Consider the following 20,010-nt stretch of genomic DNA (forward strand, 5'->3'; position numbering starts at 1 on the left):
GCATGGCCTTCGACGCCGACGTCTACGAACGCGAGGTGCTGCGACCCGTACGCGTCGGCTCGGGCGCGCTGCCCGAGGACCTGCTCACCCGCTACGGGATGACGGCGCCGCTGTCGGGAAGGGCCCTGACCGAGCATCTCCGCGCCGTCCGGTCCTACTGGACCACCAAGTCCGGCGGCGCCGGTGGACTCTCCCGGGTCTGCAAGGCCCTGCTCGCCGCCGACACGGCCCTGGCCAAGACCGGCGACCTCGCCTCGGACGCCTTCTGGCGCGACGCCGCCCGGCGACGCGACCAGCTGCGCGCCGAACTCGTCACCGACCTCGCCGACGACCTGCGCCGTGAGTACAGCGGCGGCGTCACCGAACAGCAGCTGGAGCGCCTGCCCGACCGCTACCGCCCGCTCACCCCCGCGCAGCGCCGCGAGGCCGCCGCCCAGGCCGGGCTACGACTGATCACGACCATCGAGCTGCCCGTCGCGTGCGGGCTGCCCGAGGCGAAGATGCGCGAACTCGACGGCAAGCTCATCGAGGCGGGCCTGAAGAGCGTGGTCGCGTTCTTCATGCCCGACGTCACCGCGCCCTTCACGCTCATCGGCGGCCTGTCGGTGCCGGGCAGCCCGTCCCTCAAACTCGGCAGGCCGGTACTCGAAGAGGCCAAAGAGGACGCCGCGGCCCTCGGCAACGACCCGGCCTCGCAGGCCCGGCGCGCCGTGCTGCGGCTCGTCGAGGACGGAGTGAAGAACGGCGGCGACCTCAACCGGATCGCCCTGGCGCACTTCGCGCACGTCCTGTCGCGCTCCTCGGGTTCCGGGCACGCGTTCATCGTGCGCGAGGCGACCAGCCGCGGCCTGCACGCCGACGACGCCGAAGTCCTGGCCGCGAGCCTCGCCGGGCACACCGGCCCGGCACCACAGCTGATCAGCGTCCAAGAGGTCCGCGACCTGCTCACCGAGGGACGCCTGCACGCCGCACAGCAGGCCTTGTCGTCGATCCCGGCCGAGACCGAGGGCCATCACGAGGTCGCCGCCGCCGTCGCGCAGGCGCAGGCGAAGGTCGAGGACCTGCTCCGGCAGGCGGCGACGGCCGACGCCGCCACCGTCGAAGGACTCCTCCGGCGTGCCGGAGCCATCGCCGGCGACGACCCGGCGGTCATCGGGATGCTCACCCGGCTCCCGCCGCCCGCGGTGACCGACCTGTCGGTGCGATCCTCGGCGGGCGCGGCCGAACTGTCCTGGCGGCTGCCACCGACCGGTTTCCCCGACGTCCACTACCGGATCGTGCGCACCTCCGGCGCGCCCGCGGTGTCGGTCGCCGACGGCGCGACGGTCACGACCACCACCGCGACCCGCGCGGCGGACCCGGATCCGCCGCCCGGACACGGCGTGTTCTACACCGTCTTCGCCACCGGCGCCGACCCGCGCAACCCCGACGCGGCCTGGTCCCCGCCGGTCTCGGCGGGGCACCGCTCGCTGCCGCCGGTGACGGCGGCCAAAGGCCGCCTGCGCGACGGTTCGGCCGAACTCGGCTGGCGCGCGCACCCGGGCACGGTCCGGGTCACCGTCCGGCGGGGAACAGACGCCCCGCCACGCGGACACGACGACGGCACCGAGGTCCGCGGCGACCATGACTCCTGTGTGGACGGCGGCCTGGCCGCCGACGTCGAGTACTTCTACGCCGTGACCGCCTGGTACCGCGACGAGGCGTCCCGCGAGCACGCCGCCGAGGCCGTGGTGATCTCACTGAGCGCCCGCCCGCGCGTGAGCCGGAAACTCGCGCCCGTCACGGGTTTGAGCGTCGAGAGGCGCGGGACGCAGGTGCTGGTCGCGTGGGCCTGGCCGAAAGGCGTGGTGCTCGCCGAGGTCCGCGCGGGCGGTGGGCCGCACCGGATCAGCAGGGCCGCCTACATCAGCGCCGGCGGCTGCCTGCTCCCGATGGTGGACCCCGCCGTACCCGTCGAGGTTCGCAGCCTCCAGGCCGACACCGACGGTGAGATCTCCTACTCGACGCCGGTCACCGCGCAACTGGAGGCGCCCGCCGCGACCGTGTCCTACGTCGTCGACGTCGTGCCCGGCGGCGGCATCCGTCGCTTCCTCGGGCGCGGCCGTGCCCGGCGCGTCACGGTCACCGTCGACGGGCCGTGCGCCGGGGACCTGCTCGTCGTCGCCGCCAGGGGCACGGTCATGCCGCTGCGCCCCGAGGCCGGTGAGGTCATCGCCCGCAGGTCCTTGAGCGGCCGGGGTTTCGCCATCGACGTCGAGGTCCCCGAAGGGATCGGCAGACGCTACTGGCTCCGGTGCTTCGTCGAGGGAGCCCCCGGGACCAGGCTCGTGGACCCTCCGCTGTCGACGCTGAAAGTGGACTGATGCCGAAGACGACCTGCCCTTTCTGCTACCGCGCCATCAAACCGCGCGAGATCCTCTACGTGTGCAGCGGCCGCGCGGCGCCCGGGATGACGCCGTGCGTGCGTGCCGCCGACGACGAGCGGATCCGCGAGACCGGCTCCCGCAGCGCCATGCGCCCCACGTTCAGGCCCACCGAGGCCTACACCGAGTCCTTCACGGGCAGACTGCGCGGCGTCCTCTCCGCCGGCCTCGCGAACTGCCCGCGCTGCCATGCCTCATCCGGGCTGCGCGCCTGCCCGCACTGCCACACGCCCCTCCCCGGCGAGTTCGCGTCCTCGCCGAGCCCGCTCATCGCGATGGTCGGCGCCTACGGCGCCGGGAAGTCGGTGTACCTCGCGGTCCTCGCCAACACGCTCAAGACCCGTCTCGCCGAACGCTTCGACGCCGCGATCCGCCTCACCGGCGACTCGCAGGGCGGCGAGGAGTCGGGCCTGAAATGGCTGGAGTCGAACGTGCGGGCCATGTTCGACCAGCATCGGCTGATCGGGCAGACCGCCGAGTCGGCCGACGGCCGCAAGGAACCCGTCGTCTTCGAATGGCGCAAACGCGGCCGCGTCGGCACCTCCACCAGCTACCTGTCCTTCTACGACACCGCCGGTGAGGACCTGAAAGGCGAGGACCGGGCCAAGGACCTCAAGTACCTCGCCTCGGCCGACGCACTGGTCCTGCTCCTCGACCCGCTGCTGCTGCGCGCCGCCCGCGACGAGGCCGGCCTGCCCCCCGACGGCAGACGCGAGGACGGCAGGCTCCTCGTCGCCGTCGAGTCGGTCACCGAGGCCCTGCGGGAGGCCCGCGGCCGCATCGGGAAACCGGTCGACATCCCCGTCGCGGCCACCTTCGCCAAGATCGACGCCTTTTTCGGCCACCTCGGACCCGACCACCCGATCCGCCGGGTCCCACCGCCGGGCGACTTCTACGACGAGACCGCCGGCGCCGAACTGCACGAGCACGTCCGGGCCCTGCTCGTCGGCTGGGGCGGCGGCGAGATCGACTCCCACCTGCGGCACAACTACCGCGAGTTCCGCTACTTCCCGGTCTCCTCACTCGGCGAACCGCCCGACGGCGAGGCCATCAGCGACCGGGGCGTGCGCCCGCTGCGCGTCGAAGAACCCCTGCTGTGGCTGCTGTCGCGCTTCGGGATGGTCAAGGCGAGGAAACCGCGATGACCGGACGCCTCGAAGCGCTCATCTACACCGACTGCCTGCCCGGTGAGAGCCTGAGCGGCTCGGCCGGTCTCGGTTTCCAGGCCGCCTCGCCGGGAGCCGAGCCCGAGGCACGGGAACTGACCCGGAACCACCTCCTCTACGAGCCGCCCGCCGAGTGGATGCGCGACCGGCGGCCCGTCGCGGAGTACCCGGCGTCCCTCGCCCACATCCACGCCAACGGCTGGTACGCCACGGCCGCCGGGACCTACCTCGGCAAGGAGGCCAAGGGAAACCGGCAGGGCAACCACGTCACGCACGCCGCCGTCACCCGCGACGCCGCCGCCTACGACCTGATCCGCCCGGCCCAGCTCGCCGGCGCCGACTTCTGGCGCACCGGCCCCGTCCCCGGCGGACGCGCCCCGGTGATCGGCCCCAACTGGTCACCCGGGGAACTCGACACCGACACCGTCGCCGCCCTCGTCCGCGAACGGCCCGGCGGCCGGGAACTGCTCACCGGCCTGCTCTCCGCCCTCACCGGCGACGAACGCCGGATCGTGCTCGTCGGCGCCGACCCGCGCGAGATCCTCGCCTGGATCGCCGCGGCGACCCTCCTCCTCCCGCAACAGCGGGCCCTCGACGTCGGTTTCAAGGTCTACACCACGCGCCCCAGCCACGGAGCGCACCGGATCGTCGGGGTCCACCCCGACTGGCTCCCCGGCGACCTCGAAGGCATGCACGTCTTCGACCTGCGCGACGAGCCCCCCAGTGACACCGCCACCGACGAGATCGCGGCCGGCTGGGCCGGACTCCTCCACGCCGAAGACGCCCTCGACGTCGTCGACGCCGTCGAACTCGCCGCCCTGTCCGGCCTCGACCCCGGCGCGGGGCAGGCCCTCGCCGCCGCCGCCTTCTTCGGACTGACCCCGCCTTCACTCCACGCCACCGCCCTGGCCACCTGGCTCCGCGAATGCGACGACGACCGCTACCGCGCCTACGGCAGCGGCGTCGCCACCGCCCTCCTCGCCCTCCCCGACCGGCCCAGACCACTGCTGGCCGCGCTCGACACCCTCGCCTCCGCCGGACGCCTCGGCGAGCACGCCCCCGAGATCCGGATCGCGCTCCTCGAAGAGGAGTGCCGCGAGGCCGCCGCCGGAGCGGTCGAGGCCGGCGCCCTGCCCCCACTCCCGTCCGGAACCTGGCTCCCCGAACACCGCGACCGCGCCGAAGCCGTCCTCGCCGACGCCTTCACCACCGTCTCCGTCCAGCGCTTCCGGCTGCTCCTCGCCGTCGCCGACCGCTTCGGCCTGCGCCCGGACCTGATCGGCGAACTCGCCACCGCCACCGACGCCTTCATCGACTGGTGGGCCGACAACCCCGGCACCTCACCGGAACCCTCCTCCCACCACAGCGGCGAACTGCTGCGCGACCGCCTCCTGGACAACCTCCGCGAACGCTGCGGTGAAGGCGCCGACGACCGCGAGGCCCACCGCGTCGGCGAACACTGGGCCGAGGTCGTCTTCGCCTGGACCGGGGGACCGCCCGACTGGGACGACCCGCTCATCCGCGCCTGCCTGGGCGCACGAGGACGGCACGCCTCACCGGAGGAGTTCGCGGCCCTGGCCCGCACGCGCCTCAAAGACGGCGACCCCGTCGAGGCCGAGTTCCGGATCGGCGTGCTGTCCCGCTGGCGGCGGCCGCGCTTCGGCGACCTCACGCACCTCGCGACCGTCCTGCCCCGCGGGACCCGCCTGCCGGAGTCTTTCGCCGAAGCCGCCCGGACGGAGGTCTTCGCGCCCGGGCCCCTCACCGACGAGGTCGTCCAGACCGTCACGAAACTCCTCGCCCTCGGCCTGCTCAACGACCCCCGCCTCAAGGAGATCACCGAAGCCGACGCGCTGCTCGCCGAACTCCGCGTGCCCAAGGACCGTGAATCGATCGACGCCGCCGAGGACTTCCTCCTCGACGTCCACGACCTCGACCACCGGATCCTCAAACGCCACGGCGACGTCGTCGTCGCGACCCTGCTGGGCAGGCGCATGCCCAGAGTCGTCGCGACCGTCCTGGAGGCCCTGCGCGCCGCCGACCGCGACGACTTCGCCGACCAGCTCACCACCCGCCTCAAGTCACGCGCGGCCAGTTCCTACACCCTGTTCTGCGCCTTCACCGTCTTGACCAAGGGCCTGGCCACACCGCAGGCGGGACCCCGCCTGGACGCCGCCTGCGGGCGGGCCCTGCGCGCCGCCGACGACGCCGTGCTCCGCCGCGTCGAGGCCATCGCCGACGGCTTCAGCGCCACCTGGCGGGCCCGCTGGATCGAGTTCGCCGCCTCGCGCTCGGTCAAGCCCGGTCCACTGCAACGCATGTGGTCCGACCGCTTCAGGAAAGGGGGATAGGCCGTGTGGGCCCTCATCGGCTGGACCTTAGGTGTCATCGCCTACCTCTTCGTGTGCTTCCTGGCGATCGTCTACCTCGTGTTCCCGCTCGCCCTGATCGGCTGCGCGCTGGCGCTCGCGGCCGGTGCGGCGGCCTTCCTGATGCACGCCGGGCAGGTCCTGCTCGGCCGCGATCCGGCGACCCGCCTGGTGACGCCGGGCGATGTGGCGGCGGGCGCCGTCGGCGGCCGCAAGCGCCACAACCGGCCCCGCCGCGACACGGCCTGGGCCAACTACTTCGCCGTCCAGGTCGTCATGGACACGCGGGCGGTGTGGGGCTCGGCGTTCGCGACCAACGCCCGGCTGTGGCGTTTCGCGATGCAGGACTTCGACGAGGAGGTCTGGACCGTCTACGGGTTCCTGTGGCCGCTGACCCTCGCCGGAGGCGTCGTCTTGAGCGTCTTCACGCTGAGCACGGTCGCCGCGGGCGTGGTGTTCACCATCCTCATCGCCGTGGCGGCCGCGGTCGCGGCCACCGTGGCGACCCTCCTCGGGGGAGCGCTGCGGGGCGTCGACAAGCTCTTCCAGCAGGTCTTCAAGAGCGCCACCGGCTGCCCGCACGAGGGCTGCTACGCGATCAACCCGCTGCCCGCCTACCGCTGTCCGGGCTGTGCCGACACCCACCGCGACCTGCGACCCAGCCGTCTGGGCGTGCTGTGGCACGTGTGCGAGTGCGGTACCCGCCTTCCGACGACGCGCATCCGCGCCGGGCGGCGGCTCGACCCACTGTGCCAGACCTGCGATCGCGGCCTGGCCAAAGGCGCCGGGCGCCACACCGACGTGCGGATCCCGGTGTTCGGCGGGACCTCCTCGGGCAAGAGCCGCTTCATCATGGCCGCGTTCGGATCCCTGGACGAAACCGTCGCCGCCGCCGCTGACGGGACCAGCGTCGAACCCGCCGACCTGCCCAGCGGCAACGCCCTGCGCGACTACCGGCGCGACCTGACCGCCGACCTCGCCAACGCCGCGACCCAGGTCGAACTCCCGCGCGCGGTCACCGTCCGGCTGACCCTGCCCGGCCGCCGCTTCAACGACGGCTGCCTCCTGCACGTCTTCGACGCCGCCGGGGAGTACTCGCACAACCGCGAGACCAACGACGACCTGGCCTACCTGGACCACGCCCGCACCCTCGCGTTCGTGCTCGACCCCTTCGCCATCCCCGGCGTCGCCGCCGAGGTCGGCGCGCTCGATCCGAGCATCCTGGACCGCGCCAACCGTTCCCGCAACGACCCCGAGCAGTCCTACACCGTGACCGTCAAACGGCTCCAGGACTCCGGGGTCAAGACCCTCGGGCGGCGGCTGGCGGTGATCGTGTCCAAGGCCGACCTGCTCGCCGGCCTCCCGGTCGCCGAGGGCCTCCAGCCCGCCGACGCCGAGATCCGCGCCTGGCTCGGCAAGCACGGCATGGCCGAACTGGTGCGCATGACCGGTATCGACTTCGGCTCGGTCGGGTTCTTCCTGGTCTCCTCCCGGCACGGCGCGCACGGCACCCCGACCGACGCGCTGATTCCCTTGCGCTGGCTGCTGTCGCACGACGGCGTCGACCTGCCCGGCGCCCGCAACGGACGGAGCGGCTGATGCCCACCCCACCGACCGGTCTGCGCATGTCGCGCCTGCTGCTCCTGGCCGTCCTGGTGATCGTCTCGGCGGCCGCCGTCGGCACCTTCGCCGGATCCGGCCTGCCCGCCGAGATCGGCGCATGGGCGCTCCGAGTGTTCGCCGACGTCCGCTCAGCCTCGCCGTTCAGTTGACCGGCTTACCCTGCGCCCGCACCGACCGGGCCGCGCGCAGTTCGGCGACGTCGGCGGCGGCCGACGAGGCCGCCCTCGCCAGCCGCACCCGCCCGGCGGCGGCGTCCTGCACGTCGACCAGCCCGCCCAAGGTCTCCAGGGCCTCGGTGTTGCCCGAGGCCGTGGCCAGCCGGACGGCGCGGCCCAGCTCGGCGACCGCCGTCGAGGTGTCGCCGACACGATGGGCGGCCAGTCCCGCCCGGATCGACTCGGCCAGTTCCTGCTGCCCCCGGTAGTGGGCGACGCGCGGATCCATCGCGGCCGTCTTGACCCGGTCGACGGTCCGTTCGGCGGTGATCATCGCCTGTGCGGCGACGTTCCCGCCGTAGAGCACCGAGACCCGCGCCACGAAGCGCTCCTCGTCGAGGGCACCCGGCGGGACCGTCGCGGTGAGCTCATAGTCGCGGCTGCCGGTACGCCACGGGCCGGCCGGATGATCGGTGGTCCCGGCGGCGATGGTCGGCGTGCCCGGGCGAAGATCGCGCGCCTCGGGCCACGCTTCGCCGAACCGCACCACCGACACCGCGGCGGGCGTCTTGAGCCTGAGCGTCACCGTTCCGGGGATACGGGCGACGGCGGCCTCGGTGAGCGCGGTGAACTCCGCGGCCAGCGCCTCGGGTTCGAGCAGGGCGTCGGCGGTGCCGTCGAGGGCCTCGGCGATCATCCGCAGCTCGCGCACCGACCATCCGCGCCCCACCCCGCGCGCGTCGCAGGTGAAGACACCACGGCACGAGGCCAGGACGCGCTCCAGTTTCCCGTCCCGCTCGGTGTTCTGCCCGTCGGTGAGCAGGATGGCGTGCCGGATCTCGGCGCCGCACCCGCGCAGAAGCCGGTCGGCCTCGGCGAGCCACGTGCTCATCGCCGTCCCCGAATCGGCCTCGATCGTCCGCACCGCCCGCACCGCCGCCGAGCGGGTACGCGAGTCGGCCGTGGCCAGACCCTTGCGGGGATAGACGTTGCGGGCGTCGGAGCCGCCGCCGACGACGGCGAAGAGCGTCCCGTCGGGCAAGGCCGCGATCGCCGCCGCCGCGGCCTTGCGGGCCGCCCGGATCCGCGCGCCGTCCATGGACCCCGAACGGTCGATGAGCAGCACCTGGGCCACCGACACCTCACGGGGCGGACCGTTCGGCGCGGCCGTCACCGTCAAGACCGCGTCGATCCGGGTCGCCTCGGCCGTCACGAACTCGTTGTAGTGCGCGGTGATGTCGAAGCTCACGTCGGCCGTCAAAAAACCGTCCCCCTCGCCGTGATCGCTCGCGCGTCAAGGTTTCCCGGTTGCCCACCGCTCCGCGAAGGAGCAGCTCAGGCACCGTCCACACTAGACTTGAGAGCCTCGGCGCACAACGCACTCGGAGCCTGTCCGCCGGAACGACGGGAGGACTGGCCATGTCGGAGTCGGGCCGAGGTTTCGGAGCCGAACTACGCTGGCGGCGACTGCTGGCCGACATCTCCCTGGCCGAACTGGCCCGGAGGATCCACTACACCAAGGGTCACCTCAGCAAGGTCGAGAACGGCATCCGCCAGCCGACACCCGAACTGGCGCGACTCGCCGACGTCGCCCTCGAAGCCGACGGCCGCCTCGTCGCCCTCCTCGCCCCCGGCCGACCCGATCGCCCCGACGAGGGGACGGCACGCACCGGCCTCACCGTCGACACCGCCGAGATCGCCGCCGGACTGACGTTTCCCACCCGCCGTCCCACCGGCCCCGCCGAGTCCGAGGACATCACCGCGGAGTTCACCGCGCTTCTAGACCGGCTCCGCCGGGTCGGACGCCGCAGCGGCCCCGCCACGGTCCTGCCCCTCCTCGACGGCCACCTGCGCGCCCTCACCGGCCTCATCAAAGCCGTGGACCTCCCCGAACGCGACGGCCTGGTGTGGATCGCCGGACGCTTCGCCGAGTACACCGGCTGGATGGCCCAGGAAGCCGGTGACGACGCCGCCGCCCTCGCCTGGACCCGCCGCGCGGTGGCGCTCGCACAGGCGAGCGACGACCGCGAAATGGCCGCGCACGCGCTCGTCCGGGAGGCGCTCATCGCCCTCTACCGCGGCGATCCCGCCCGCACCGTCGAACTGGCCCGGAACGCCTCGGCGCTCGCCGAGGGCATGCCGCGAGTCCGTGCCTCCGCCCTCGCCCGCCAAGCCCAGGGCCACGCCCTCGCCGGCGACGAGCACGCCTACCGCGAACTCATGGCCCAGGCGGGCGACGCCTACGCCGAAGCCGCCGAGATCGGCCCCAGCCCGCTCGGCAGCGCCGTGTTGAGCCGCCCCGAGAAGCTGGCCGCCGGCTGGTCCCTCTATGACCTGGGACGTCCCGGCGAAGGCGCCGAGGCCCTCCGGGCCGGTCTGGCCACGATCCCGCCCGGCGAGCGCCGGACCCATGCCCGCTACGGGATCCGCCGCGCCCTCCAGCTCGCCGTGGCCGGGGACGTCCAGGAGGCCTGCGCGAGCAGCGAGGAACTCGTCGCCGACATCCGCGCGGTCGACTCGGCCACGATCCGGCACGACCTGCGGCGCCTGATCGCGACCTTCGGCCGGCATCGTGGCCGCCGCCGGGTCCGGCCGGTCCTCGCCGAACTGCGGCTGGTCCTCCACGCGCAGCTGGGATAGCGCGGCCTCAGCCCTGCGCGGGAGTCAGCCAGGTGAGGACCTTGTTGTCGGTGAACACCGACGCGGCCACGACCAGCCGGCCGCCCGCCACGCCCACGGCCAGCTGCTGGAGGCCGAACTCGTCGCCCAGGTCGTACTCGGCGAGGGTCTCACCGGTGGTGTCCCAGACCCGCAGGACGTCGTCGGAACCGGCGGACACCACGACGGTCTTGTCGCCCCACTGCACCACGTCGAGGAGCCCGACGGCGTCGGAGTGACCGTCGTACTGTCCCAGCCGTGCACCGGTGGAGGCGTTCCACAGCTCCGGGGTCTGGTTGCTGTTGACCGTCACGACCGTCGGCTGCTCACCGGTCCCGATGCCCACGTGGACATCGGAGAAGTCCTCGTGCCGGTCCCCGCCCGCCTTCGGTTTCACGGTGGTGACGTTCTTCCCGCTGGACATGTTCCGCACGTCGACGCGCGTGCGGTCCTCGGCGTCGAGACCGCCGATGACCACGACCGGCTTTCCCCCCACCACACCGGTGCTCATGTCACCGACGTTGATCGGGACCGTCCAGTCGGCCACCAGGCGCCCGTCGCCGAGGTTCCAGACACCGATGTCGCTCTCCGGCTCACCGTCGGCGTTCGTCCCGCCGGAGGCGCCGACGACGACGGGCTCGCCGTCGAGTTCGGCGGTCGCGATGTAGCTGGGCGAGCCGATCGAGTCGGTGGTCGAGATCTTGCGGATCATCTCGCCGTCGGCGGGGTTCCACACGAACAGGTCGCTGTCGACCAGACCGTAGGACACCACGACCGGGCCCTTCTTCCCCTCACCGACCGCCACTCCCTCGATCAGCTCGTCGTGCTCGTCGAAGGACGTCAGTTCGGCACCGGTCTCGGCGTCCCAGACCTGGATCCACTTGTCCTTGGCGCCGGAGACCACGACCGGGCGGCCGTTCAGCTCGGTCACGGCCATGTGGTCGACCAGCCACGTGTGGCCGGTGTAGGAGGCCGTCGGATCGGGATTGTCGCCGAGAAGGTCACCGGAACCGGGCAGGCCGTTGTTGATGAAGTACACCCAGCCCGCGACGATCAGCAGGGTCACGACCGTCATCGCCGCCGGGAGCGTGCGCGCGAGGGTCGCCGAGCGGCGCTTGACGTGCGTGGGCGGCGGCGCGTCGCGCCAGGCCTCTCCGGCCGGCGCCACGGCCTGCCAGGCCGGAGCCGGGGGCGGCACCGGACGGTACACCGGCTGCGGCGGGCCCGAGACCGGCACCGTCGGCGGCTCGGGCATCGGCAGCGTCGCCGGTGACACCGGCGCGGCCATCGCCGGCCACCCGGGCGGCGAGACCGGCGACATGGACACCGGCGGCGCCGACACCGGCCGGGCCGCCCCCGTGTCCAGCAGCGCCCCGTGTGCGACGACCTGCTCGATCTGGTCGATCACCGTCGGCGGCGTGCCCAGCTCGCGGTGCAGCATCGTCGCGACCAGCGGCATCCGGCTCGAACCGCCGACCAGGAACACCCCGGCGAGTGCCCCACGAGGCATCCCGGAAACCCGGATGACCGCCTGCACCACCCGCACCGCACGCGCCAGCATCGGCGCGGTGATCTCCTCCAGCTCATCACGCGTGAGATGCACGTCGGTGTCGAAGACCGGCAGGAACAGGTCGGCCGTGGTCTGCCGCGACAAGCGTTCCTTGGCCAGCCGGACGTCCTCGGCGAAGGTCCGCCGGTGCCGGAACTCGGCGGGCGTGTTCGGCGCGAGCAGCCTCGCCCACCGCTCCGGGTCCCCGACGCGGCGCCGCAGATGCGCCACGATCGCCTCGTCGATGTCGACACCGCCCAGGTCGTCGAGACCGTCGACGGCCAGCACCTCGAAACCGCCCGGGGTTCGCCGCACCACACTCGCGTCGAAGGTGCCCCCGCCGAAGTCGTGCACGACGACCGCCGAACCGACCGGGACCTCTCGCTCCAGCCGCTCCACGAAGTACGTGGCCGCCGCCACCGGCTCCGGCACCAGCCGCGGCGCACCGAAACCGGCCTGCCGCGCGGCGTCGGACAACACCAGGCGCCGCGCCGGACCCCATGCCGCCGGGTAGGTCAGACTCACCGACCCCGGCGGCCGGCCGGTCACATCGGCGTACTCGCGCCGGACACGCCCCAGCACGGCGGCGAACAGGTCCCCGACCGGCAACTCGCGCTCGCCGAGGAGCACGGTGCCGTCGTCGATGCGGCGCTTGGGGTTGGGCTCGAAACGCGACGGGTCCCGGCGCGCCGAGTCGAGGGCGTCACGACCGACGAGCAGGGCGCCGTCGGGCGGTGCGAACACCGCCGAGGGAAGCAGTGGGGAGGAGTCGAACAGGAGTGGTTCGACGCGGCCGTCGGCTCGCCGGAGCATGGCGACGGTGTGCGAGGTGCCGAAGTCGATGCCGAGCCCGGCGTGCGGAGGGGAGGGGTGCACGCGCGGAGCCTATCGGTGGGCACCGACAGTGCCACGCGCGGAACACCATGATCGAACGGCTACCTGACGTGGTCGGACCGGCACCGCACGACCCGGCAAAACGGACTACCCGACGGGGCCGGTGGACCCGGTGGCGCCGATGGTGCACGCTTGCCGGTGGACCGCCGTCAAAACGGCGTCAGCACACGTAAAGGAGACGGGTGTGGAGAGCGACGCCGAATACGCCGTGCCGGCTCACGTGGACGGGCCGGGCAAGTCCGGGCCGCCCCAGAAGGGCCTCGCCGGATGGCTGCTGCGGCACCAGGTGCACCCGTCGGGGCCGGAGGCCGGCGACGACCACGGCAAGCCGCAGTCGTGGTGGAAGGTCATGTGCCTGACGGGCGTCGACTACTTCTCGACCCTGTCCTACCTGCCCGGCATCGCCGCCCTGGCCGCCGGAGCGCTCTCACCGCTGGCGACACTGCTCATCGTGCTGCTGACCCTGCTGGGGATGCTCCCGATGTACCGGCGCGTCGCGCGGGAGAGCCCGTCGGGACAGGGCTCGGTGGCGATGCTGGAGAACCTGCTGCCGTTCTGGCGCGGGAAGCTGTTCGTGCTGGCGCTGCTCGGTTTCGTGGCGACCTCGTGGATCATCACGATCACCCTCTCCTCGGCCGACGCGACCGTCCACATGGTCGAGAACCCGTACTTCCCGGCCTTCCTGCACGGCCACGAGGTGCTCGTCACGGTCGTGCTGCTGCTCGTCCTCGGCGGCGTGTTCCTGCTGGGCTTCAGCGAGGCCGTCGGCGTGGCGATCCCGATCGTCGCGGTGTTCCTGGCGCTCAACGCGGCCGTCGTCGTCGCCGGGATCGTCAAACTGATCGACACGCCCGCCGACCTGAGCGCCTGGACCGACGCGCTGACCTCCGGCGGAGGGGGTTTCGGCGGCGTCGTCGGGCCCGCCATCCTCGCCTTCCCGCTGCTCGTGCTCGGCCTGTCGGGCTTCGAGACGGGCGTGAGCATGATGCCGCTGGTGGCGGCGAAGGGCAAGACCGCGGCGGAGAAGCTGGAGTCGCGGATCCGCAACACCCGCAAGCTGCTGACCGCGGCGGCGCTGATCATGTCGGTGTACCTGCTGGCGACGAGCTTCCTCACGACCGTGCTCATTCCCGCCGAGGCCTTCGAGCCCGGCGGCGAGGCCAACGGCCGCGCGCTGGCCTACCTCGCCCACGAGACCCTCGGCGAGTTCTTCGGGACCGCCTACGACGTCAGCAGCATCGTGATCCTGTGGTTCGCGGGCGCCTCGGCGATGGCCGGGCTGGTCAACATCGTCCCGCGTTACCTGCCCGCCTACGGCATGGCGCCGGAGTGGGGACGCGCGGTCCGGCCGGTCGTCATCGTCTACACGCTGATCAGCATCGCCATCACGATCGCCTTCAAGGCCGACGTCAACGCCCAGGCCGGTGCCTACGCCACCGGGATCCTGGCGATGATGGTGTCGGGCTCGGTCGCCGTGACGATCTCGGCGATCCGGCGGCGTCAGAAGGCGGCGAGCGCCGGCTTCACGGTGCTGACCCTCATCCTGCTCTACGCGCTCATCGAGAACGTCATCGAGAAGCCCGACGGGATCGCCATCTCGGCGCTGTTCATCGCCGGGATCGTGGTCGTGTCGCTGATCTCGCGGGTCTCGCGCACGACCGAGCTGCGCGCCGAGCGCATCGAGTTCGACGAGGCCGCGCGCGGGTTCATCACCGACAGCATCGCCTTCGACGGCGAGCTGACCATCATCGCCAACCGCCGCCAGGCGGGCGACGCCCTCGAATACTCCGAGAAGGAGGGCGCGCAGCGGGGGATGAACCCGGTGCCGCGCTCGGCCGACGTGATGTTCCTGGAGATCGATGTGGTCGACCCCTCGGAGTTCAGCAACACGCTGTCGGTTCGCGGTGTGGACGTCGACGGCTATCGCATCCTGCGTGCGGAGAGCCCCGCCGCTCCCAACGCCATCGCCGCGATCCTGCTGGCGTTGCGGGACGCCACCGGTGTCCGCCCGCACTGCCACTTCGAGTGGGCCGAGGGCAACCCGCTCATGCACCTGTTCCGCTACCTGATCCTCGGGCGCGGCGACACCGCGCCGGTCGTGCGCGAGATCATCCGGGCCAGCGAGGCCGATCCGGAACGGCGGCCGGGGATCCACGTCGGCGGATAGCGGCGGCGACACTTCCGGGCAGGCCGCGCGGCACCTTCCGCCGGTGCGGCCGGACCTGTCCGCCCGCGCGGGGGCCGGTTCATGTTGGAAAGATGCCCGCCCACAGCGCATCCGAGGAATCCACGGCGGACGATCACCGCCCCGCGCGGCGAGCACGTCTCGCGCTTCCGCCCCGGCCGTCGTCGCACGCGCTCATCACGGCGCAGCGGACGGCCGGGAACGCCGCGGTCGTGCAGCGCCTGCGAACGGCGAAGGGCGTCCCGCTCGACATCCGAAAGCAGCCCGACGAACTGCTGCTGCGCCTGGTCGCCGAGCTCGCGAACATGCCGACGGCGAGGTTCGTCGTCGTCGAGGGAGTCAAGTACCTCGTCGACGGCGGCGACGCCGCGACGGCGAAGTCCGTCCTCATGACGAATCAGGCGCGGGTGATGAAAAAACTGCACCAGACGTGCAAGTACGAGAACTATGACGCCTACGCCGCCAGCCTGGGCAAATGGAGACTCGACCGCGCCGCGCGGGAGAACGCAGCCCTGGACGTCGGTTCGGAGCTGTACCACGGGACCACCCTGGCCGCGGCCCGGATCGTGCGCGACAGCCGCCTGGAGCCGGCGAGGCCGAGCTTCCGCGGCGGCGCGTGGGACGCCTCGCGCGACGGCTTCCTCAGCATGGCCACGCGACTGACCGGAGCCACCCCCGGCGTCATCCTCAAGATGACGCTCGAAGCGGACGACGTCGACGACTTCGCGTTCAAACAGGTCGGTATCACCGAGGTCGTGACCAGGTTCGCCATCCTGCCCGAGCGGCTGTCCTGGGCCCTGCCCGTCAAGGGGAAGAGGACGACGGAGCTGGACTGGAAGCCGCTGAGCGAGCTCGTCTAGGCTGGCGTCCCACCCGCCCCAACCCGATGAGGATCAGCCCATGCCCGCAGACACCAGGATCCGCCTCATCGAGCCCGCCGACGCCGCCGCGATCGCCGCGCACCGGGCGCGAGACGCCGAGGCCTTCCGTCCGTGGGAACCCGCCCAGCCGCCGGAGTTCTTCACGAAGGAGGGGCAGGAGGAGCGGATCGACGGGCTACTGGCCGGGCACCGGGCCGGCACGGCCTGGCCGGGCGTCGTGCTCGCCGGCGGCGAGGTCATCGGGCAGGTCACCGTCGGCGGCATCCTGCCACAGCCGCATCTGCGGCGCGGCTCGGTCGGCTACTGGATCGGGAGCAGCGCGCAGAGCCAGGGCCACGCCGGACGGGCCGTCGGACTCGTCCTGCGGGTGATGACCGAGGAACTCGGACTGCACCGCGCCGAGGCGTCCACCAACCTCGCCAACCTCGCCTCGCAGCGCGTGCTGCGTCGCAACGGATTCAGCCCGTACGGCGTCGCGCACGCGGCGATCCTCCTCGACGGAAGCTGGCACGACGGACTGCTGTGGGAGCGGATCCTCGCCGACTAGGCGTCCGCGACGAACAGAGCGGTGAGCACGCCGAAGACGACCGGGCATCGCGGTCGGGGGCCCGGATGGAGCCCTTCGCGCGAGTCGGCGATCCGCGCCGCCCCAGTCGATCTCGTCAGAAATTGATCCATCCGGACTGAACCCCTCGGCTCGCCCATGTCGTCCTTCTCGTCGACAGACCGTCGAATCCACAAGAGACGATGCGGAGCACCCCTTGTCATTTCGTCCCTCCCTGCTCCTCGCGGGCGCGGGCGCGCTGCTGCTCAGCGGCGTCGCCATACCCGCCACGGAGCAAACAGGCGCCGCCGCACCGGCGGCCTTCACCGCCGAGGAACTCGCGCAGGCCCGTGAGATCACGCTCATCACCGGCGACACCGTCGTCGTCACCGCCGACGGCGAGGTCGGCTTCGTCGCCGGTCCCGGCCGCGGCCACGTCCCGCACGTGAAGTACTACTCCGGCAGCGGCGAGAACCGCGACCAGTACGTCGTTCCCGCCGACGCGCTCGGACCGCTGCGGGAGGGTGTCCTCGACGAGCGGCTGTTCGACATCACCGACCTGCTCGCCGACGGCTTCGCCGACACCGGCGCGCTTCCCGTCATCGTCCGCGACGAGCCCGGCGAGTTCGACACGCTGTCCGCCACCGGCGGCCTGTGGGAGCGCGTCGCCGCCGACCGCGTCGACCGCGTGTGGCTCGACGGTAAAGCGCGCTTCACGCTCGCCGAGTCGGTCCCGCAGATCGGGGCGCCGACGGCCTGGGAGTCGGGCTACACCGGTGAGGGCGTCACCGTCGCGATCATCGACGGCGGGTACGACCCGGCCCACCCCGACCTGGCCGGAAGGGTCAAGGCCGCCAAGGACTTCAGCGGCGAGTCGCCCGAGGCGATCGACGGCTTCGGTCACGGCACCCACGTGGCGTCCACCGTGGCCGGATCCGGCGCCGCCTCGAACGGCAGGTACAAGGGCGTCGCGCCCGGCGCCGACCTGCTGGTCGCCAAGGTCTGTCTCGACGCGGGGGTCTGTGAGGAGAGCGCGATCATCGCCGGCCTGGAGTGGGCCGCCGAGAACGGCGCCTCCGTCGCCAACGTCTCGCTTGGCGGCGGCCCGACCGACGGCACCGACCCGCTGTCCCTCGCCGTCAACGAGATCACCGAGCGGACCGGCATGCTGATCGTCGTGGCCGCCGGAAACGACGGCTGTGTGGGTTGCGTCTCCTCGCCCGGTACGGCCGAGGCCGCGCTGACCGTCGGCAGCGTGACCAAGCAGGACACGCTGTCCGACTTCTCCAGCCAGGGCCCGCGTTTCGGCGACGGCGCCGTCAAGCCCGACATCGCCGGCCCCGGAACCGCCATCACGGCAGCGCGCGCCGCGGGCACGTCCATGGGCGAGCCGGTCGACGACAGCTACACCACCGCCGACGGCACCTCCATGGCCACGCCGCACGTGGCCGGCGCCGCCGCGCTGCTCAAGCAGGCGCACCCCGACTGGACCGCGACCCGCCTCAAGGCGGCGCTGATGGGCTCGTCGAAGGGCCTCGAAGGCCTCAGCGTCTTCGAGCAGGGAGCCGGGCGCGTCGACGTCAGCGACCTGTCGGCCCCGGTCACGGCTGACGGCAGCGTCAGCTTCGGCGCCTTCGGCTACCCCTACACCCAGGACCCCGCCGCGCGGAACGTCACCTACACCAACGACACCGACGCCGCCGTCGAACTGGCGCTGGCCGTCACCGGTGACTCGCGCTTTACTGTGGACAGCCCCAAGGTGACGGTACCGGCGCATAGGAGCGCGACGGTCGGCGTATCGGCGAAGGTCGTCGGCGGAGCCGCCGGCAACTACGGCGCCTACCTCACCGCCACCGCCGACGGCGTGTCGGTCCGCACCGCCCTGGGCGTCGTCCTGGAGCCCGAGGTCTACGACCTGAACATCGACGTCACCACCCGCGACGGCGGACCGGTCGCCGACGACGAGTGGGGCGCCTTCGTCATCGTCTACGGCCTCGACGCGGCGTCCTTCGACGTCGTCGGCATCGACGCCGAGGGCAAGGGTTCCGTCCGGCTGGCTCCCGGCCGCTACCAGATCAGCGGCAGCGTCAAGGAAGCAGGCGACTCGCCGTCGATGACGGCTTTCGCCGAGGAGGTCACCGTCGCAGGAGGCGACGCCACCAGCACGCCCGACCTGCGCACCGGACAGCTCGTCGACGAGGACCTCGACGCCGACGACGCCGTGCTCTTCGGCACCATGAACGAGATCCAGGCGGTCGATGCCGACGGACGGCACCTCTACGCCTTCAACCAGCTGGCCGCGAACGGTTCGCGGACGTACTCGATCCCCAGCGCCGGTCTGAGCACCGGGTTCAACGTCCTGCACGGGGTGACCTACGGCAGCCCGAAGGGCGCGAAGAACGCCTACTCCTACTCCCTGAGCTTCTCCGTTCAGGGCGAACTGCCCGGGCGGACCACGTTCACCGTCGGCAACGCCGAGCTGGCCAGGGACGACGCCGTCTACCACTCCCAGGGCGTCGCCTTCAGCGGCGAGCGGGTCGACTACCCGATGAGCGCGGGCTTCTACTCGATCGAGGGCCCGGCCGCGCCCGTGCCCGGCCGCCGCACCGAGTACTTCACGCCGGGCGACTACATGGCCACCCTGAAGATCGGCGAGGCCGAGAACCGATACGAGTTCATCCAGTACGACAGTGTCAAGACGGCGGGCGGCCGCAAGGACGTCGTGTGGGGTCAGGCGCCGCTCGGTGTCGGCATGCACAGCAACCACCGGTCCGACGGGGAGATCTACTTCGGTCCGGAGATGTACGAGGACTCCGGCGCCGACACACTGCTGACCGACCACAAGAGCGGCACCGTCACCGGGACGGCGTCCCTCACCTTCAACGGTGAGAAGGTCCCGCTGGAGACGATGACTCCCTGCTGGCAGGCCGCGACGTTGCCCGCCGACGCGTCCGGGACCCTCGTGTTCACCTGCGACACGGAGCGCGTCAACGAGTACTCGATACTCGGGACCGCCTCCAGCGCGAAGTGGACCGTTCACACCAAGCCCGGCGAGCCCGGTGCGCTTCCCATGGTCAACGTCCGGCTGGGCTCGGCGTGCGTGGTCAACGGCTACGCCCCCGCCGGCAAGCGCCAGGACCTGACCCTGGACGTGGTCCGCAGCGGCGCCACCGCGCCGCTGGGCACCAGGAAGCTCACCTTCGAGGTGTCCTACGACGACGGCAAGACGTGGAAGACGGTGACGGTCAAGCGCACCGGCGACCACGCCGTCGCCTCCCTGTGGCACCCCAAGGGCGCGAAGTTCGTGTCCACCCGTCTCACCGCCGTGGACGGCGACGGCAACGCCGTCACGCAGTCCACGACACGGTCGTGGGCGTTGAAGTAGCGAGTTCGAGCAGACCGAGAGCCCGCCGGGTCGCCTGACCCGGCGGGCTTTTTCTTGCTCATTGTTAACACCCGTAAGTTTCCGCAGGTCAGAAACGAACACGATCCGCTCGCCGTCGGGGTGTACGTCGGTGGGGAGCGCCTCGCCTACATCCCCAAGGATCACGCCCGGAAGCTAC

The 20,010-nt window shown here is 72.2% G+C and carries 12 protein-coding genes; 10 read left to right on the plus strand and 2 right to left on the minus strand.

Annotated features, from left to right (window positions below):
* Positions 1 to 2 precede the first annotated feature (2 nt).
* The 5 genes from HNR73_RS23155 to HNR73_RS23175 are packed head-to-tail and all read left to right on the plus strand — an operon-like array spanning position 3 to position 7,730.
* Complete coding sequence (locus HNR73_RS23155; protein WP_184789690.1) at positions 3 to 2,363, plus strand: SaeA-related protein; 2,361 nt, start codon at positions 3 to 5, stop codon at positions 2,361 to 2,363.
* Positions 2,363 to 3,568, plus strand: coding sequence for a zinc ribbon domain-containing protein (locus tag HNR73_RS23160; RefSeq protein ID WP_184789691.1), 1,206 nt, complete (start codon positions 2,363 to 2,365; stop codon positions 3,566 to 3,568). The genes HNR73_RS23155 and HNR73_RS23160 overlap by 1 nt, the downstream gene beginning before the upstream one ends.
* On the plus strand, positions 3,565 to 5,940 hold the full coding sequence (locus tag HNR73_RS23165) for a GAP1-N2 domain-containing protein (protein WP_184789692.1): 2,376 nt from the start codon (positions 3,565 to 3,567) through the stop codon (positions 5,938 to 5,940). Before HNR73_RS23160 ends, HNR73_RS23165 begins: the two co-directional genes overlap by 4 nt.
* A 3-nt stretch (positions 5,941 to 5,943) precedes the next feature.
* A complete protein-coding gene (locus HNR73_RS23170; protein ID WP_184789693.1) occupies positions 5,944 to 7,557 on the plus strand; it encodes a TRAFAC clade GTPase domain-containing protein in 1,614 nt (537 codons plus the stop codon).
* Positions 7,557 to 7,730, plus strand: a complete 174-nt coding sequence (locus tag HNR73_RS23175; RefSeq protein WP_184789694.1) for a hypothetical protein — start codon at positions 7,557 to 7,559, stop codon at positions 7,728 to 7,730. The genes HNR73_RS23170 and HNR73_RS23175 overlap by 1 nt, the downstream gene beginning before the upstream one ends.
* Here the strand turns inward: HNR73_RS23175 and HNR73_RS23180 are convergent.
* Positions 7,723 to 8,997, minus strand: a complete 1,275-nt coding sequence (locus HNR73_RS23180) for a vWA domain-containing protein (RefSeq protein WP_184789695.1) — start codon at positions 8,995 to 8,997, stop codon at positions 7,723 to 7,725. The two genes, HNR73_RS23175 and HNR73_RS23180, sit on opposite strands and share 8 nt — an antisense overlap.
* 158 nt (positions 8,998 to 9,155) lie before the next feature.
* On the opposite strand from HNR73_RS23180, the gene HNR73_RS23185 reads away from it, so the two are divergent.
* Positions 9,156 to 10,376 carry a helix-turn-helix domain-containing protein gene (locus tag HNR73_RS23185; protein ID WP_184789696.1) on the plus strand — a complete coding sequence of 407 codons (1,221 nt, stop codon included), beginning with the start codon at positions 9,156 to 9,158 and terminating at the stop codon, positions 10,374 to 10,376.
* 7 nt (positions 10,377 to 10,383) lie between these two features.
* On the opposite strand, the gene HNR73_RS39135 is transcribed toward HNR73_RS23185, so the two are convergent.
* Entirely contained in the window at positions 10,384 to 12,819 is a 2,436-nt protein-coding gene (locus HNR73_RS39135) for an Hsp70 family protein (protein WP_239122211.1), read from the minus strand.
* A gap of 226 nt (positions 12,820 to 13,045) precedes the next feature.
* Here HNR73_RS39135 and HNR73_RS23195 point away from each other — a divergent pair, with 226 nt between their 5' ends.
* The 4 genes from HNR73_RS23195 to HNR73_RS23210 all read left to right on the plus strand — a co-directional run bounded on the left by HNR73_RS23195 (position 13,046) and on the right by HNR73_RS23210 (position 19,832).
* Positions 13,046 to 15,004, plus strand: coding sequence for an APC family permease (locus tag HNR73_RS23195; protein ID WP_444544125.1), 1,959 nt, complete (start codon positions 13,046 to 13,048; stop codon positions 15,002 to 15,004).
* A gap of 92 nt (positions 15,005 to 15,096) precedes the next feature.
* On the plus strand, positions 15,097 to 15,882 hold the full coding sequence (locus HNR73_RS23200) for a hypothetical protein (protein WP_184789698.1): 786 nt from the start codon (positions 15,097 to 15,099) through the stop codon (positions 15,880 to 15,882).
* Between the two features lie 40 nt (positions 15,883 to 15,922).
* Positions 15,923 to 16,450, plus strand: coding sequence for a GNAT family N-acetyltransferase (locus tag HNR73_RS23205; RefSeq protein ID WP_184789699.1), 528 nt, complete (start codon positions 15,923 to 15,925; stop codon positions 16,448 to 16,450).
* A gap of 214 nt (positions 16,451 to 16,664) precedes the next feature.
* A complete protein-coding gene (locus tag HNR73_RS23210; protein WP_184789700.1) occupies positions 16,665 to 19,832 on the plus strand; it encodes a S8 family peptidase in 3,168 nt (1,055 codons plus the stop codon).
* Positions 19,833 to 20,010 lie beyond the last annotated feature (178 nt).

It is taken from the genome of Phytomonospora endophytica (genome assembly GCF_014202425.1).
Classification (GTDB): domain Bacteria; phylum Actinomycetota; class Actinomycetes; order Mycobacteriales; family Micromonosporaceae; genus Phytomonospora; species Phytomonospora endophytica.